This window comes from Nonomuraea terrae (assembly GCF_044465245.1).
GTDB lineage: Bacteria > Actinomycetota > Actinomycetes > Streptosporangiales > Streptosporangiaceae > Nonomuraea > Nonomuraea terrae.
In genome coordinates, this window is record NZ_JBITLL010000002.1 from 1,085,734 (window position 1) to 1,099,060 (window position 13,327).

Annotated in this window: 12 protein-coding genes; 3 read left to right on the plus strand and 9 right to left on the minus strand. The window is 68.6% G+C overall.

The features are described 5' to 3' along the window. Positions 1 to 57: 57 nt before the first annotated feature. Both prcA and prcB read right to left on the minus strand, forming a co-directional pair. Positions 58 to 849, minus strand: coding sequence for a proteasome subunit alpha (prcA, locus tag ACIBP6_RS11465; RefSeq protein ID WP_132623884.1), 792 nt, complete (start codon positions 847 to 849; stop codon positions 58 to 60). A gap of 22 nt (positions 850 to 871) precedes the next feature. After that, positions 872 to 1,720: a proteasome subunit beta gene (gene prcB / locus ACIBP6_RS11470; protein WP_132623882.1), complete on the minus strand. Its 849-nt coding sequence runs from the start codon at positions 1,718 to 1,720 to the stop codon at positions 872 to 874. 268 nt (positions 1,721 to 1,988) lie between these two features. Between prcB and ACIBP6_RS11475 the strand changes: the two genes are divergently transcribed. Further along, entirely contained in the window at positions 1,989 to 3,035 is a 1,047-nt protein-coding gene (locus ACIBP6_RS11475) for a DNA polymerase IV (protein WP_397051159.1), read from the plus strand. A gap of 3 nt (positions 3,036 to 3,038) precedes the next feature. Here the strand turns inward: ACIBP6_RS11475 and ACIBP6_RS11480 are convergent, their stop codons facing one another. The 7 genes from ACIBP6_RS11480 to ACIBP6_RS11510 all read right to left on the minus strand — a co-directional run bounded on the left by ACIBP6_RS11480 (position 3,039) and on the right by ACIBP6_RS11510 (position 11,160). Then, a complete protein-coding gene (locus ACIBP6_RS11480; RefSeq protein WP_397051161.1) occupies positions 3,039 to 4,025 on the minus strand; it encodes an endonuclease VII domain-containing protein in 987 nt (328 codons plus the stop codon). Between the two features lie 33 nt (positions 4,026 to 4,058). Next, positions 4,059 to 4,268, minus strand: a complete 210-nt coding sequence (locus ACIBP6_RS11485) for a ubiquitin-like protein Pup (protein ID WP_020547596.1) — start codon at positions 4,266 to 4,268, stop codon at positions 4,059 to 4,061. A 198-nt stretch (positions 4,269 to 4,466) separates the two neighbouring features. Beyond that, entirely contained in the window at positions 4,467 to 5,981 is a 1,515-nt protein-coding gene (gene dop / locus ACIBP6_RS11490) for a depupylase/deamidase Dop (protein ID WP_397051163.1), read from the minus strand. Positions 5,982 to 6,067: 86 nt separating this feature from the next. Next, positions 6,068 to 7,162, minus strand: coding sequence for an acyltransferase family protein (locus ACIBP6_RS11495; RefSeq protein ID WP_397051165.1), 1,095 nt, complete (start codon positions 7,160 to 7,162; stop codon positions 6,068 to 6,070). Positions 7,163 to 7,228: 66 nt separating this feature from the next. After that, on the minus strand, positions 7,229 to 8,257 hold the full coding sequence (locus ACIBP6_RS11500; protein ID WP_397051167.1) for a pyridoxal-phosphate dependent enzyme: 1,029 nt from the start codon (positions 8,255 to 8,257) through the stop codon (positions 7,229 to 7,231). An 83-nt stretch (positions 8,258 to 8,340) separates the two neighbouring features. Further along, entirely contained in the window at positions 8,341 to 10,104 is a 1,764-nt protein-coding gene (arc, locus tag ACIBP6_RS11505) for a proteasome ATPase (RefSeq protein ID WP_397051169.1), read from the minus strand. Between the two features lie 204 nt (positions 10,105 to 10,308). Next, positions 10,309 to 11,160 carry a tRNA (adenine-N1)-methyltransferase gene (locus ACIBP6_RS11510; protein WP_132622207.1) on the minus strand — a complete coding sequence of 284 codons (852 nt, stop codon included), beginning with the start codon at positions 11,158 to 11,160 and terminating at the stop codon, positions 10,309 to 10,311. A 55-nt stretch (positions 11,161 to 11,215) separates the two neighbouring features. On the opposite strand from ACIBP6_RS11510, the gene ACIBP6_RS11515 reads away from it, so the two are divergent. Both ACIBP6_RS11515 and ACIBP6_RS11520 read left to right on the plus strand, forming a co-directional pair. After that, a complete protein-coding gene (locus tag ACIBP6_RS11515) occupies positions 11,216 to 12,316 on the plus strand; it encodes a GNAT family N-acetyltransferase (protein ID WP_397051171.1) in 1,101 nt (366 codons plus the stop codon). 176 nt (positions 12,317 to 12,492) lie between these two features. Next, positions 12,493 to 13,008, plus strand: coding sequence for a hypothetical protein (locus tag ACIBP6_RS11520; RefSeq protein ID WP_397051173.1), 516 nt, complete (start codon positions 12,493 to 12,495; stop codon positions 13,006 to 13,008). The last annotated feature ends 319 nt before the right edge of the window (positions 13,009 to 13,327 follow it).

A 13,327-nucleotide genomic window follows, 5' to 3' on the forward strand; every position in this document is an offset into this window, starting at 1 on the left:
CGGCACAACGGCGGCGGGGGCCGCCATCGGCAGCCCCCGCACGACATCCTCAAGCCCCTACAGAGGCGAAGAGCCGTCGTCCACGTCGCCGTCAGGCCCCGTGGGCGGCGGCGTGGGAGAGTCGCCGGAAGACGAGGACGGGGTCTCAGGCGAGGCCGGCGGAGTGGACGCCTGGGTGAGCAGACGCTCCAGGCGCGCCCCGGTCAGCCGCTGGAACTTGCGGTTCTCCCGGTTGCGGTCGAGAACGGCCACCTCCAGCTGCGTCACCGGCGGCCGCTCCCCACCCGGCTCGGTCAGCGCGCCCAGCGCCACATCAAGGGCGTCCGCCAGCGACATCGACTCGCGGTAGCGCTCCTTCAACCGGCCCACCACGGCCTCGGCCTGGCCGCCCATCGCGGCGAAACCGTGCTCGTCGAAGACCGACCCGTCGAAGGTGAGGCGGTAGATCGCGTCGCCGTCCTTGGTGTCGCCCACCTCCGCGACGACGACCTCCACCTCCAGCGACTTGATCGACTCGGTGAAGATGCGGCCCAGGTTGGAGGCGTAAAGATTGGCCAGGCCGCGCCCGGTGACGTCGGAGCGGTCGTAAGTGTAGCCGTTGATGTCGGCGTAGCGGATGCCGCCGAGCCTCAGCTCCTCGAACTCGTTGTAGCGCCCCACCGCCGCGAACCCGATGCGGTCGTAGATCTCGCTGATCTTGTGCAGCGCCCGTGACGGGTTCGGCGCGACGAACAGGATGCCGTCGATGTACTGCAACACGACGACGGACCGGCCCCGCGCGATGCCCTTGCGCGCGTAGTCGGCCTTGTCCCGCATGATCTGCTCAGGGGACGCATATCCGAAAGGCATGGACACGTGTGGTGGTCCTTTCTTAACGCAGCGGGGCGATAGGGCCGTCGGGCGAGATCAGGCGCGCATCGAGCATCTGCTGAACGTAACCGGCGACCTGGTCGTCGGACAGGCGGCGGAAGCCGTCCGCGTCGATCACCCCCACGATGGGCCAGATCTTCCTGGTGACGTCGGGCCCACCGGTGGCAGAGTCGTCGTCGGCCGCGTCGTAGAGCGCCTGGATCACCGTCATCGCCATGTCGTCACTCGACGCGCCCTCGCGGTAGAGCTTCTTCATCGCCCCCCGAGCGAAGATCGAGCCGGACCCGATGGCGTCGAACCGCTCCCGCTCGTACGGCCCGCCCGCCACGTCGTAGCTGAAGATACGACCCTCGTCCTTGTCAGGGTCGTAGGCGGCGAACAGCGGCACCACCACCAGCCCCTGCATCGCCATGGCGAGATTGCTCCTGATCATGGTCGCCAGCCGGTTGGCCTTACCGGCCACCGACATCGTGCGACCCTCGAGCTTCTCGTAGTGCTCCAGCTCGACCCGGAACAGCCGGGCGAACTCGATGCCGGTGCTGGCCGTGCCCGCGATGCCCATGCACGAGTAGTCGTCGGCGCGGAACACCTTCTCCACGTCACGCTGCGAGATGATGTTGCCCGACGTCGCCCGCCGGTCGCCGGCCATCACCACGCCGCCGGCGAAGGTGGCGGCCACGATCGTGGTCGCGTGCGGCACCTGGTCGCCGATCGGCGTGGCCAGCACCTCGTCCCGCTGCGGCAGCAACTGAGGAGCATATGAGCTGAGAAACTCCGAGAACGAGGAAGTTCCGGTGTTGCTGAAAAGCTGATTCACCAAGCCGACGGGCAGATCCCTGTGCGATGCCACGCGACTCCCTCCAAACGTCAGTGTTCCTAGGGCGACCCTACTCATGTTGGGTTGCTGTCTGCACTTCCCACGATCAGCTCACGGCGAACCCACCACTACCACTCCGCCCCAAAGCCCCGCCAGGCGTTCCGCGCTCCAACCGTCTCCCAACGGCCGCCACCACCCAGGCGATCGTCCGCGTGTCCGCGCACACCGAACAGGACCTCCCCTCGGCCACGCACTCCCCCGACGCGACGACACCCATCTGACCAGCGGCCATACTGAGCACATGTCCACCAGGGACTGGATCCTGCACGTCGACCTCGACCAGTTCATCGCCGCCGTCGAACTCCTGCGCCACCCCGAGCTCCGCGGCCGGCCCGTCGTCGTCGGCGGCACCGGAGACCCCACCCGTCCCCGCACCGTCGCCGCCACCGCCACCTACGAAGCCCGCGCCCACGGCATCCACTCCGGCATGCCCCTGCGCACCGCCCTGCGACGCTGCCCCGACGCCGTCTTCCTCCCCAGCGACCCACCCGCCTACGAAGCCGCCTCAGAACGCGTCATGGCCGTCCTCCGCGAATTCCCCGTCCGCGTCGAAGTCTGGGGCTGGGACGAAGCCTTCCTCGGCGCCACCACCGACGACCCGGAAACCCTCGCCGACGCCCTGCGCGACGCCGTACGCACCCGCACCCGGCTCGAGTGCTCCATCGGCGTCGGCGACAACAAACACCAGGCCAAACTCGCCTCCGGCTTCGCCAAACCCGCCGGAACCTACCGCCTCACCAGCGACAACTGGGCCGACGTCATGAACGACCGCCCCACCGACGCCCTCTGGGGCATCGGCGCCAAAACCGCCAGGAAACTCGCCGCCCTCGACCTGCACACCGTCGCCCAACTCGCCGCCGCCGACCCCGCCGAACTGGCCCGCCACTTCGGCCCCACGAACGGCCCCTGGTACCGCTACCTCGCCCTCGGCAAAGGCGAAACCGAGATCGTCACCACACCCTGGATCGCCCGCGGCCACAGCCGCGAAACCACCTTCACCGAAGACCTCACAGCACCGGACGACATCGCCCGCCACATCGCCGACCTCGCCGCGCACGTCACCCACGACGCCGCCCAAGCCGGCCGCGAGATCACCCGCGTCTCCGTCAAGATCCGCTTCAGCCCGTTCCTGACCCGCACCCGCCAGGCCAAACTCCCCGCCCCCACCACCGACCCCGCCACGATCACCCGGACGGCCCTCGCCATCCTCGACCGCTTCGAACTCACCCGCCCCATCCGCCTGCTCGGCGTGGGCGTCGACTACACCATGCCCCCAACGGAACGGTGACGCTCAGCCCACCCGGCTCACCGTCGCATAGAACGCCGAACGCAACTCCTCCTCCGCCCGCACCAGCTCCCGCAACTCCTCGTCCGACACCACGACCTCCTCGCCGTACGGCTCCACGGCCTCCACGTACGCCAGTGCCCGCCACACCACCGCCGGATCATCCCGGAACTGCCCGATCCCCGTGTTACACGGCAGGCACAACGCGTACCGCACCTCGCCCGTACGGTGACAGTGATCCACATGCTCCGGCGGCCGATCCCAGCACACCACGCACAACCCGTGCTGAGCCGCGACCATCCGCTCGACGTCCGCCGGCCCCAGCCGATAACGACGCGCCAGGTGATACGCCCGCGTCCGCGCCACCGCCCCGCCCTCGCGGCGCTCCGGCAGCACCACGAACTCCGGCCAGAGCACCTCCCCGTCCAGGTAGAGCGCGGCCAGCTCCAGCAGCACCGGGTTGTCGCCGAAGTGGCCGAGCCCGTTGTTGCAGTTGAAGCACAACACGCCCCGGACCTGCCCGGTGCGGTGACAGTGATCGACGAACGTGCCCGGGACGGCGCGGCAGACGGCGCAGAGCCCGCCCTGACGGGCGAGCATGCGCGCGAAGTCGTCCTCGGTGATGCCGTAGCGGAGCTTCAGCTTGTAGTTACGGTCGCTGCCATGATTTTTGATCTTGTTTTCGCGCACCACGAGCGTGTGGCACTGCTTGCAGTAGGAGGTGAGGCCGTCTTTGCTGGCCCGGTTGCTGCCGAATTCGACGTGAGGCTTGATCTCCGAACAGCGCGGACAGAACTTGTGCCCTTCGGGAACCTGAATCCGCTCCCGCACGGCCTTGCCCTGCTCGGCCCTGCGCTTGCGGTAGCTCTCCTGGGAACGTCTCCGGAAGCAGGTCTTGCAGTACCGCGCCAGCCCGTCGGCCATACGCGCATTGCGCCCGAACTCGGAGACCGCCTTGAGCTCTCCGCAGTCCGGGCACCGCTTCACGTCCACCCGAGCCACCCCTCAGATTTCGGACAACTCCCCCTATTCCCCGCCCTTCTGCACGTAGCTCCTCACGAACTCCTCGGCGTTCTCCTCGAGGACCTCGTCGATCTCGTCCAGAATCGCGTCGACATCGTCCGTGAGCTTCTCCTGGCGCTCCTGGACGTCGGGCGCCGCCGAAGCCTCGGTCTCCTCAACTTCGGTCTCGCGCCGACCGGTCTGCTTCTGGCCGCCGGTGTCCTTGGTTGCCATGTCGTACCTCCGCTTTGGGGGACTGCCTCTACGGATATCTTCCCCGAACCGGGCGACATTTCGCGTCGATCGCCCGGTGATCTTGCATGGTAGATCAGATAGCAATCCTATCCAATCTTGGATCCCCGCAACCGCACCAGATCGGGATGTTCCCGGCGTCCCCGAGGAGCACTGAATGTGCTCCTCGTCACACCAGGGTCACTCGCCGCCGGTGAGCGCGGCGACGAGGTCGGCGGCGGTCTCGCAGCGGTCGAAGAGCTCCCCGACGTGCGCCTTGGTGCCGCGCAGCGGTTCGAGGGTGGGGACGCGCTGGAGCGACTCGCGGCCGGGGATGTCGAAGATCACGGAGTCCCAGGAGGCCGCGGCGACCGACTCGCTGTATTGGCGCAGGCATCGGCCGCGGAAGTAGGCGCGGGTGTCGTTGGGCGGGTGTTCGACGGCGCGCTGGACCTCTTCCTCGGTGACGAGCCGCTGCATGCGCCCGCGGGCGACGAGGCGGTTGTACAGGCCGCGGTCGGGCCTGATGTCGGAGTACTGGAGGTCGACGAGCTGGAGTCTGGGGTGGGACCAGGCGAGGCCGTCGCGGCTGCGGTAGCCCTCGAGGAGTTCGAGTTTGGCGACCCAGTCGAGCTCGGTGGAGAGTTGCATGGGGTCTTCGGCGAGGCGGGTGAGGACGGATTCCCAGCGGTCGAGGATGTCCTTGTTCATCTCGTCCTGGGCGGTGCCGCGTTCTTCGACGAATTTGCGCGCTTGTTCGAGGTACTCCATCTGGAGCTGGACGGCGGTGAGCTTGCGGCCGTCGCGCATGGGGATCTCGTAGCGGCAGGTGGGGTCGTGGGAGACGGCCCGCAGGGCTTGGACGGGGTTCTCGACGGTGAGGTCGCGGGTGAGGAAGCCGTCTTCGATCATGGCGAGGACGAGGGCGGTGGAGCCGAGTTTGAGGTAGGTGGAGATCTCGGACATGTTGGCGTCGCCGATGATCACGTGGAGGCGCCGGTATTTCTCGGGGTCGGCGTGGGGCTCGTCGCGGGTGTTGATGATGGGCCGCTTGAGCGTGGTTTCGAGGCCTACTTCGACTTCGAAGAAGTCGGCGCGCTGGCTGATCTGGAAGCCGTCGCCGCGGGAGTCCTGTCCGATGCCGACTTTGCCGGCGCCGACGACGACCTGTCGTGAGACGAAGAAGGGCGTGAGGTGGCGGACGATGTCGGCGAAGGGGGTGGCGCGGCGCATGAGGTAGTTCTCGTGGCAGCCGTAGGAGGCGCCTTTGGCGTCGGTGTTGTTCTTGTAGAGCTGGATGGGGGCGTTGGCGGGGATGGCGGACGCGCGGGTGGCGGCGTCGTACATGACCCTTTCGCCTGCTTTGTCCCAGATGACGGCGGCCCGCGGATTGGTGCATTCGGGCGCGCTGTACTCGGGGTGGGCGTGGTCGACGTAGAGCCGCGCGCCGTTGGTCAGGATGACGTTGGCCAGGCCCAGGTCCTCGTCGGTGAGCTGGGTGGGATCGGCCACCTCTCTGGCCAGGTCGAAGCCGCGCGCGTCGCGCAGCGGGTTCTCCTCCTCGAAGTCCCATCGTGCTCTGCGCGCGCGAGCCGCCGAGGCGGCGAGGTAGGCGTTCACGACCTGGGAGGAGGTCACCATCGCGTTGGCGCCTGGCTGGCCGGGTACGGAGATGCCGTACTCGGTCTCGATGCCCATCACCCGACGCACCGTCATGCAACACCCTCTGTTCGTCCGGATCTGTCTATCCGCCGTTTATATGCCCGAGCCTATGCCCTTCACAGTGCCCCAGGGTCACAGAGTTATGGCACCGACGCCTTTTGGACCTCTACGGCGCGAGCCGCTGGGGTTTCTGGGCGTCTGCGGGGCTTGAGAAGCCGCTGGATGGGGCGTTCGGCAAAGGAGTAGACGAGATATGACAGGAGAATCGCGGCGAGTGTCGTGATCGTCACGGTCGTCCATGCGGGCAGGTCGCCGGCGAGCAGCAGCGGGATGAGGGCCACGGCGACGGCGCTGTGGAACAGGTAGAGCGGGTAGGTGGTGCCGCCGAGCGCGGTGAGGAGCCGGGAGGGCTTGAGCCGGAGCAGGCCGAGGGCGGCGAGCGACATCGCGATGTAGATGAGGGTGACGGTGACGATGACGCCGGTGTCGGTGACGGGCATGTTCTTGAAGCCGGCGAGGTCGATGCGGCGGTGGACGCGGTCGAGGGCGGAGCCGATCGACAGGGCGTAGCCGGCGGCCACGTAGAGCCAGGGCAGCCAGGCGCTGCCGCGTTTGTGGCCGTGTTTGTGGATGAGGTAGAGGGCCATGCCGGCGATGAAGTACGGGGCGTAGTCGGGCATGACGATCTCGTTGACCAGGCTGTCGTCGAGCAGCCGGGCGCCGATGACGGCGGCGAGCCAGCTGCCGGCGAAGGTGAGGACGCGCCCGTACGTGACGCCGATGATCACGAGGATGGAGATCAGCAGGTAGAAGCGGAGCTCGGCCCAGAGGGACCAGTAGACGCCGCTGGCATCGGTGATCTTGAACAGCCGCTGGAACATGGTGGCGTTCACCAGGTACTCCCCTGGTGAAAGTTTTGGGTCGAGCGGCTTGGCGGCGGTGAGCCCGTAGAGGGCGGCGATGGCGGCGAGGCTCAGCCAGTACGCGGGGTAGAGCCGGACGAGGCGGGAGCGGGCGAAGGCTCCGAGGCCGCGCCCCCAGACGCTCATGAGGATGACGAAGCCGCTGATGATGAAGAACAGCTCGACGCCGAGGATGCCGAGGCCGGCGATGGGCGCGAGGGCCGGGAACAACTCGGCCGGCCGGTCTCCCCAGACGGAGGCGTACGCGACCAGGTAGTGGAAGGCGACGACCGCCAGGGCGGCGAGGAAGCGGAGGAGGTCGAGTTCGGCCAACCGGCCGTCTCCCCGCGCATGCTTCGGCCGGTTAGGTGAATGCACGCTCCTTTGACGTCACTCTGATCACTTTGGTTCCACTGGTCCTTCGGTTCCCACGAGAAAAATCCGTGACGTCCGGTCGAGGGCGAGCGCGGCGCGGGCTTCGGGGGTGAGGGCGAGCAGTCCGGCGGCTCCGGCCGCGCCGCAGCCGGACAGGCGCACGCCGTGTGCGGCCAGTTCCCGGGCGGCGGCGCGGGCCTGCTCGTCGGTGACGGTCAGGTAGAGGTCGGCGAGGCGGCTGAGGAGCCGGTGGGCGATCAGGGAGGGTTCGTGGCAGTCGAGCCGGCCGAGCGCGGTGGGGGCGCCGGCGACCCGTACGGGGCGGCCGGCGCGGGCGCTCTCGATGAGGCAGGGGGCGCCTTCGGGTTCGACGACCACGATGCGGGGCGCCTCTCCCCAGCGGTCGCGTGCGTACGCCGCGGCGGCCGCGGCGAGTCCTCCGACGCCCGCCTGGACGAACACGTGGGTCGGTGCCGCGCCGGTGTCGGCGAGTTCGTCGAACAGGACGCCGTAGCCGCGCATGACGTGGAGGGGGACGTCGGTGTAGCCCTCCCAGGAGCTGTCGGCCACGAGCCGCCAGCCGTGCTCCTTGGCGGCGTGCAGGGCGGCCGCCATGCTCGCGTCGTAGTCGCCGCCGCTGCGGCGCACGTCTGCGCCGAGGGCGCGTAGCCGCTGGGCGAACGCCTCGGGGACGCCGTCGCCGAGGTAGACGACGCAGGGCACGCCCGCTTCGGCGGCGCCCCGGGCGACGGACAGGCCGTGGTTGCCGGCGCTGGCGCACACGAACGGCGGGCCGCCGGGGTCGTGCTGGGCGAGCAGGTGCACGGCGTACGCGCCGCCGAGCGCCTTGAAGCTGCCGAGCCCCATGCGGGCGCTCTCGTCCTTGACGTACGCGGTGTGGGTGCCGGCGAACCTCGGGATGGTGTGCACGGGGGTGGGCCGGTAGCCGGGCCGCCGGGAGAAGTGGGCCCGGGCCCGCTGAGCGTGCCGGGCGCCGATGAGCTCGCGTTCGCGTTCGGTGTAGGGGGCGCGGCCGGGGTTGGCGAACTCCATGATCGCCATGGTAGGGCGCGCGTCGCCCGGCGAACAGACGACAGGGCCGCACGGGTATGCCGCGCGGCCCTGTCGTCAGGGTCCTACAGGTACTGACCGGTGTTGGCGACCGTGTCGATGGAACGGCCTGCCTCGGTGCCCTGCTTGCCGGAGACGAGCGTGCGGATGTAGACGATCCGCTCGCCCTTCTTGCCGGAGATGCGGGCCCAGTCGTCGGGGTTGGTGGTGTTGGGCAGGTCCTCGTTCTCGGAGAACTCGTCCACGCAGGCCGTGAGCAGGTGCTGCACCCGCAGGCCCTTCTGGCCGGTCTCGAGGAACTGCTTGATGGCCATCTTCTTGCCCCGGTCGACGATGTTCTGGATCATCGCGCCGGAGTTGAAGTCCTTGAAGTAGAGGACTTCCTTGTCGCCGTTGGCGTAGGTCACCTCGAGGAAGCGGTTCTCCTCGCTCTCGGTGTACATGCGCTCGACGACGCTCTGGATCATCCCCTGGATGGTGGCCCCGCGGGAGTCGCCGTGCTCGGCGAGGTCGTCCGGGTGCAGAGGCAGGTCGGGCACGAGGTACTTCGAGAAGATGTCCTTGGCCGCTTCGGCGTCCGGCCGCTCGATCTTGATCTTGACGTCCAGGCGGCCGGGCCGCAGGATCGCCGGGTCGATCATGTCCTCGCGGTTGGAGGCGCCGATGACGATGACGTTCTCCAGGCCCTCGACGCCGTCGATCTCCGACAGCAGCTGAGGGACGATGGTGTTCTCCACGTCGGACGACACGCCGGAGCCTCGGGTCCGGAAGATCGAGTCCATCTCGTCGAAGAACACGATCACCGGGGTGCCCTCGGAGGCCTTCTCACGCGCCCGCTGGAAGACCAGGCGGATGTGCCGCTCGGTCTCGCCGACGTACTTGTTGAGCAGCTCCGGGCCCTTGATGTTGAGGAAGAAACTCTTGCCGGACTGGCCGGTCTTCTCCGCGACCTGCTTGGCCAGGGAGTTGGCGACGGCCTTGGCGATCAAGGTCTTGCCGCAACCGGGCGGGCCGTAGAGCAGCACGCCCTTGGGAGGACGGAGCTTGTGCTCGCGGAACAGGTCGGAGTGCAGGTAGGGCAGCTCGATGGCGTCCCTGATCTGCTCGATCTGCCGCATGAGGCCGCCGATCTCCTCGTAGGAGATGTCCGGGACCTCTTCCAGCACCAGTTCTTCGACTTCGGACTTCGGAATGCGCTCGTAGACGTAGCCGGAACGAGGTTCGAGCAGGAGCGAGTCGCCGGCCCTGATGGGCTGGCCGACCAGCGAGTCGGCCAGGCGCACGACGCGTTCTTCGTCGGCGTGCGAGATGACCAGCGCGCGCCTGCCCTCGTCGAGCAGTTCTTTGAGCATCACGATCTCGCCGACCTCTTCGTAGCCGAGGGCTTCGACCACGTTGAGCGCCTCGTTGAGCATGACCTCCTGGCCACGCCGCAGCGAGTCGATGTCGACACTGGGGCTGACGTTCACCCGGAGCTTGCGGCCTCCGGTGAACACCTCGATCGTGCCGTCTTCTCGGGCCTCCAGGAAGGTGCCGAAACCGGATGGCGGTTGCGCCAGCCGGTCGACCTCCTCCTTGAGGGCGACGATCTGGTCCCGGGCCTCCTTGAGCGTTGCGACCAGGCGTTCGTTCTGGCCGGTCACGGCCGCGAGATTCGCCTGTGCCTCATGGAGACGCTCTTCGAGGACCCTGGCCTGACGGGGTGACTCGGCCAGCTTCCGCCGCAGCGCGGTGATCTCCTCCTGCAGGAAGGAGACCTGTGTTGAAAGATCAGCGACCTCCCGTTCGCGCTGCGCGGCTCGAGCCTCAGCATCATCGCGAGCTGCCACGCCCCGTCACCTCCTTCCCAGTCGAGGGCGACTACTTAGGACCTTACCTATCTCGGGCCCCTCCGTAACCTGGCCGGGCAGTGTTCGTAGAGTGACATTCAGTATTCGTTGAATAATCCCCAATAGGGCGTTTAATACTCCCAGCATATGAACACGGTCATCTGTTCCCGTGTCACGCACCAGCGCACCCTCGTGGCCAAATTGTCATAGTTCTTCGGTGGTCCCCTTCGGTCGTCGGCGGCGCGGCGGCGGGGCGACGCCGTCGGCCATGCGACGGGCGGAGACGAGGAACCCGGTGTGGCCGATCATCCGATGATCGGGTCTCACCGCGAGTCCTTCGACATGCCAGTCGCGAACCAGGGTCTCCCACGCATGGGGCTCGGTGAAACACCCGTGATCGCGAATGACCTCCACGGTCTTGGACATCTGGGTGGTCGTCGCGACATAGCAGCAGATGACGCCACCGGGAGTGAGCGCCTTGGCGGCGGCGTCGACGCACTCCCACGGGGCGAGCATGTCGAGGATGACGCGGTCGACGTCGGCCTCGTCGATCGAGGTGACCAGGTCGCCGACGACCAGCCGCCAGTTGTCGTCCATCGGGCCGCCGTAGAACTTCTCGACGTTCTTGCGCGCCACGTCGGCGAACTCCTCGCGGCGCTCGTAGGAGGTGACGTGGCCCTCGGGGCCGACGGCGCGCAGCAGGAAGCAGGTGAGCGCGCCGGAGCCGACGCCGGCCTCGATCACCCGTGCGCCGGGGAAGATGTCGGCCATGCCGACGATCATCGAGGCGTCCTTCGGGTAGATGACGGCGGCGCCGCGCGGCATGGCGAGCGTGTAGTCCTGCAGCAGGTGACGGAAGGCGAGGTACTGGGTGCCGCCGGACGAGCGCACGACGGAACCCTCAGGCTGCCCGATCAGGTCGCCGTGGGGGATGGCGCCCTTGTGGGTGTGGAAGACGCCGTCCTCTTTGAGGGTGATCGTGTGGCGCTTGTTCTTGGGGTCGGTGAGCTGCACCTGATCCCCCACCTGGAAAGGCCCATGCCTGCGGAAACCCATGGCGGCAAGGTTATAGGGCTTTCGGGGGCGTCAGAACGCACGATATCTATGGGGGATGCTCCCTCGCGACGTGATCTCCACCGGCTCCTTGATCCTGCGGCCACCGGCCGGGTCCGACCTCGAGGACATCGTGAAGATGAGCGATGACCCGGTGACGGCGCGTTACCTTCCGCTGCTGGCGCGGCCGTACCGGATCGAGCACGCGCGCGAGTACCTCGGCATGGCGGCGGCGCGATGGGAGGACGGCGGGGCCGAGTACGCGATCACCGAGGGCGGGCGGCTCGTCGGCTCGATCGGGGTGCGGCCGCCCGACCACTGGGGGGTCTCGGAGATCGGTTACGTGGTGGCGCCGTGGGCGCGCAACAGGAACGTGGCCGCCACGGCGGCGCGGGCGCTGACGGACTGGGCGTTCGACCACGGAGTGCGCCGGGTCGAGCTGCAGGCCGAGGTGGAGAACCTGGCGAGCCTGCGGGTGGCGTACAAGGCGGGGTTCCGGGAGGAGGGGCGGCGGCGGGAGGCCAAGCGGCTGCGCGACGGGCGGTACATGGATCTGGTCACCTTCGCCAGGCTCAAGGGGGAGGCGGCGCCGCCGGCGGAGCCGTACCTGCCGTTCTTCGCGGGCGGGGAGCTGAGCGACGGCGTGGTGCGGCTCGTGCCGCTGACCGTCGAGGACGCGCCCGACTACCACCGGATGATGGCCGACCCGGACGTGGCCGCGTACGCGGTGAGCCCCCCGAGCACGCTGGAGGACGACGAGCGGCGCTGCCGGTACACCGGCTACTGGTGGGTGTCGGGGCAGCGGGTGGAGCTGGCGATCCGCGACGCGGCCTCCGGGGAGTTCGCCGGGCACCTGCAGCTCACGCAGGTGCTGCCGCCGCTGGCGCAGGCCATGGTGGGCTATTCGCTGCTGCCGTCCCACCGGGGCAAGGGCTACATGACGCGGGCGGTCCGGCTGCTGGTGGACTGGGCGTTCGCGAACACGCCGCTGCACCGGCTCGTGGCGGGCACGGACGTCGGCAACGCGGCCTCGCACGCGGTGCTGGAGCGGGTGGGGTTCCGGGTGGAGGGCGTGCACCGGGAGTTGTTCCCGAAGCCGGACGGCACGCGGGCCGACGACATGGAGTGGGCGCTGCTGCGGTCGTCGTGGCAGCGGTAGTGGTTGCGGTAGTGGTTGCGGTCGGCCGTGCACCTTGGCGCCATTGTCCGAAATTTCCGATTTCTTGCCCAGGGCGGCGCCGGGGGCGATAGTCGGGGCAGCCGCACGTGACGGCTCCCATCTCGCCGCCTCCGCTCCGAGGGACCGCGATGCCCCAGCACAGTGTCGATGTCGCCATGCGTGAACTCATCACCGCGTTCTCCTGCCTGCAGGCCGCGCAGCTGCTCGATCGGCTGGCGCGGGCCGCGGCGGCGGTCGGGGGAACGTCGTCCGCGGGCTTCGTGTCCGTGGACGCGCTGGGCGCGCGGGCGTGTCCGGTCCACGTGCACGTGCCGCCCGGCGATCCGCTGCGGGTGCGCCGGTGGCTGAGCGAGTCGGGGGTGCTGAAGGAGCTCGCCGCCTCCCGGGCGGTGGTGCGGCTGCCGCGCGACGCCGCGGTGGGCGAGCCGGGATTCCTGGCCGTTCCGGTGCCGGTCGTGGCGCGGGACCACCTGTTCGTGTGGGTGGCGGGGCGGGAGTTCGGGGACGGGGAGGAGCATCTGCTGGGCCGGTACGCGACGGCGGCCGGGCGGGCGCTGGAGGCGGCGAGCGGGCTGGAGGCGGCGGTGCGGCTGCTGCGCGGCGTGGGGGCTTTCGGCGCGCAGGGCCGGTTCGGTACGGACCGGATCACAACGAAAAGGACGGCCGGTTAGGGGGCGCCATTTCGCGGATGCTCCCGCCAGGTCTGATTTCGGAGAATGTCGCCGGACTGCAGATTTCTCATTATTCACAAATGGCAGTCGGCATATTACCGCCATTTCGCGGAAGCGGTTGCCGGCGTATTCTCGCCTCTCCAGCCGGAGCCTGGAGGCCCCACGTCGCAGCGGATCCCCGCCCTCGCGGTGGCCCGCGCCGACGGTCGCGACCCACCCATTTCGGCACCATTTCGGTCCTCGGGGCGTGGGCCATCTGGGACATCCGTCACCAACTAATGCCGCTTTTTCGCCATAAAACGCGCACGTGTGCGACTGC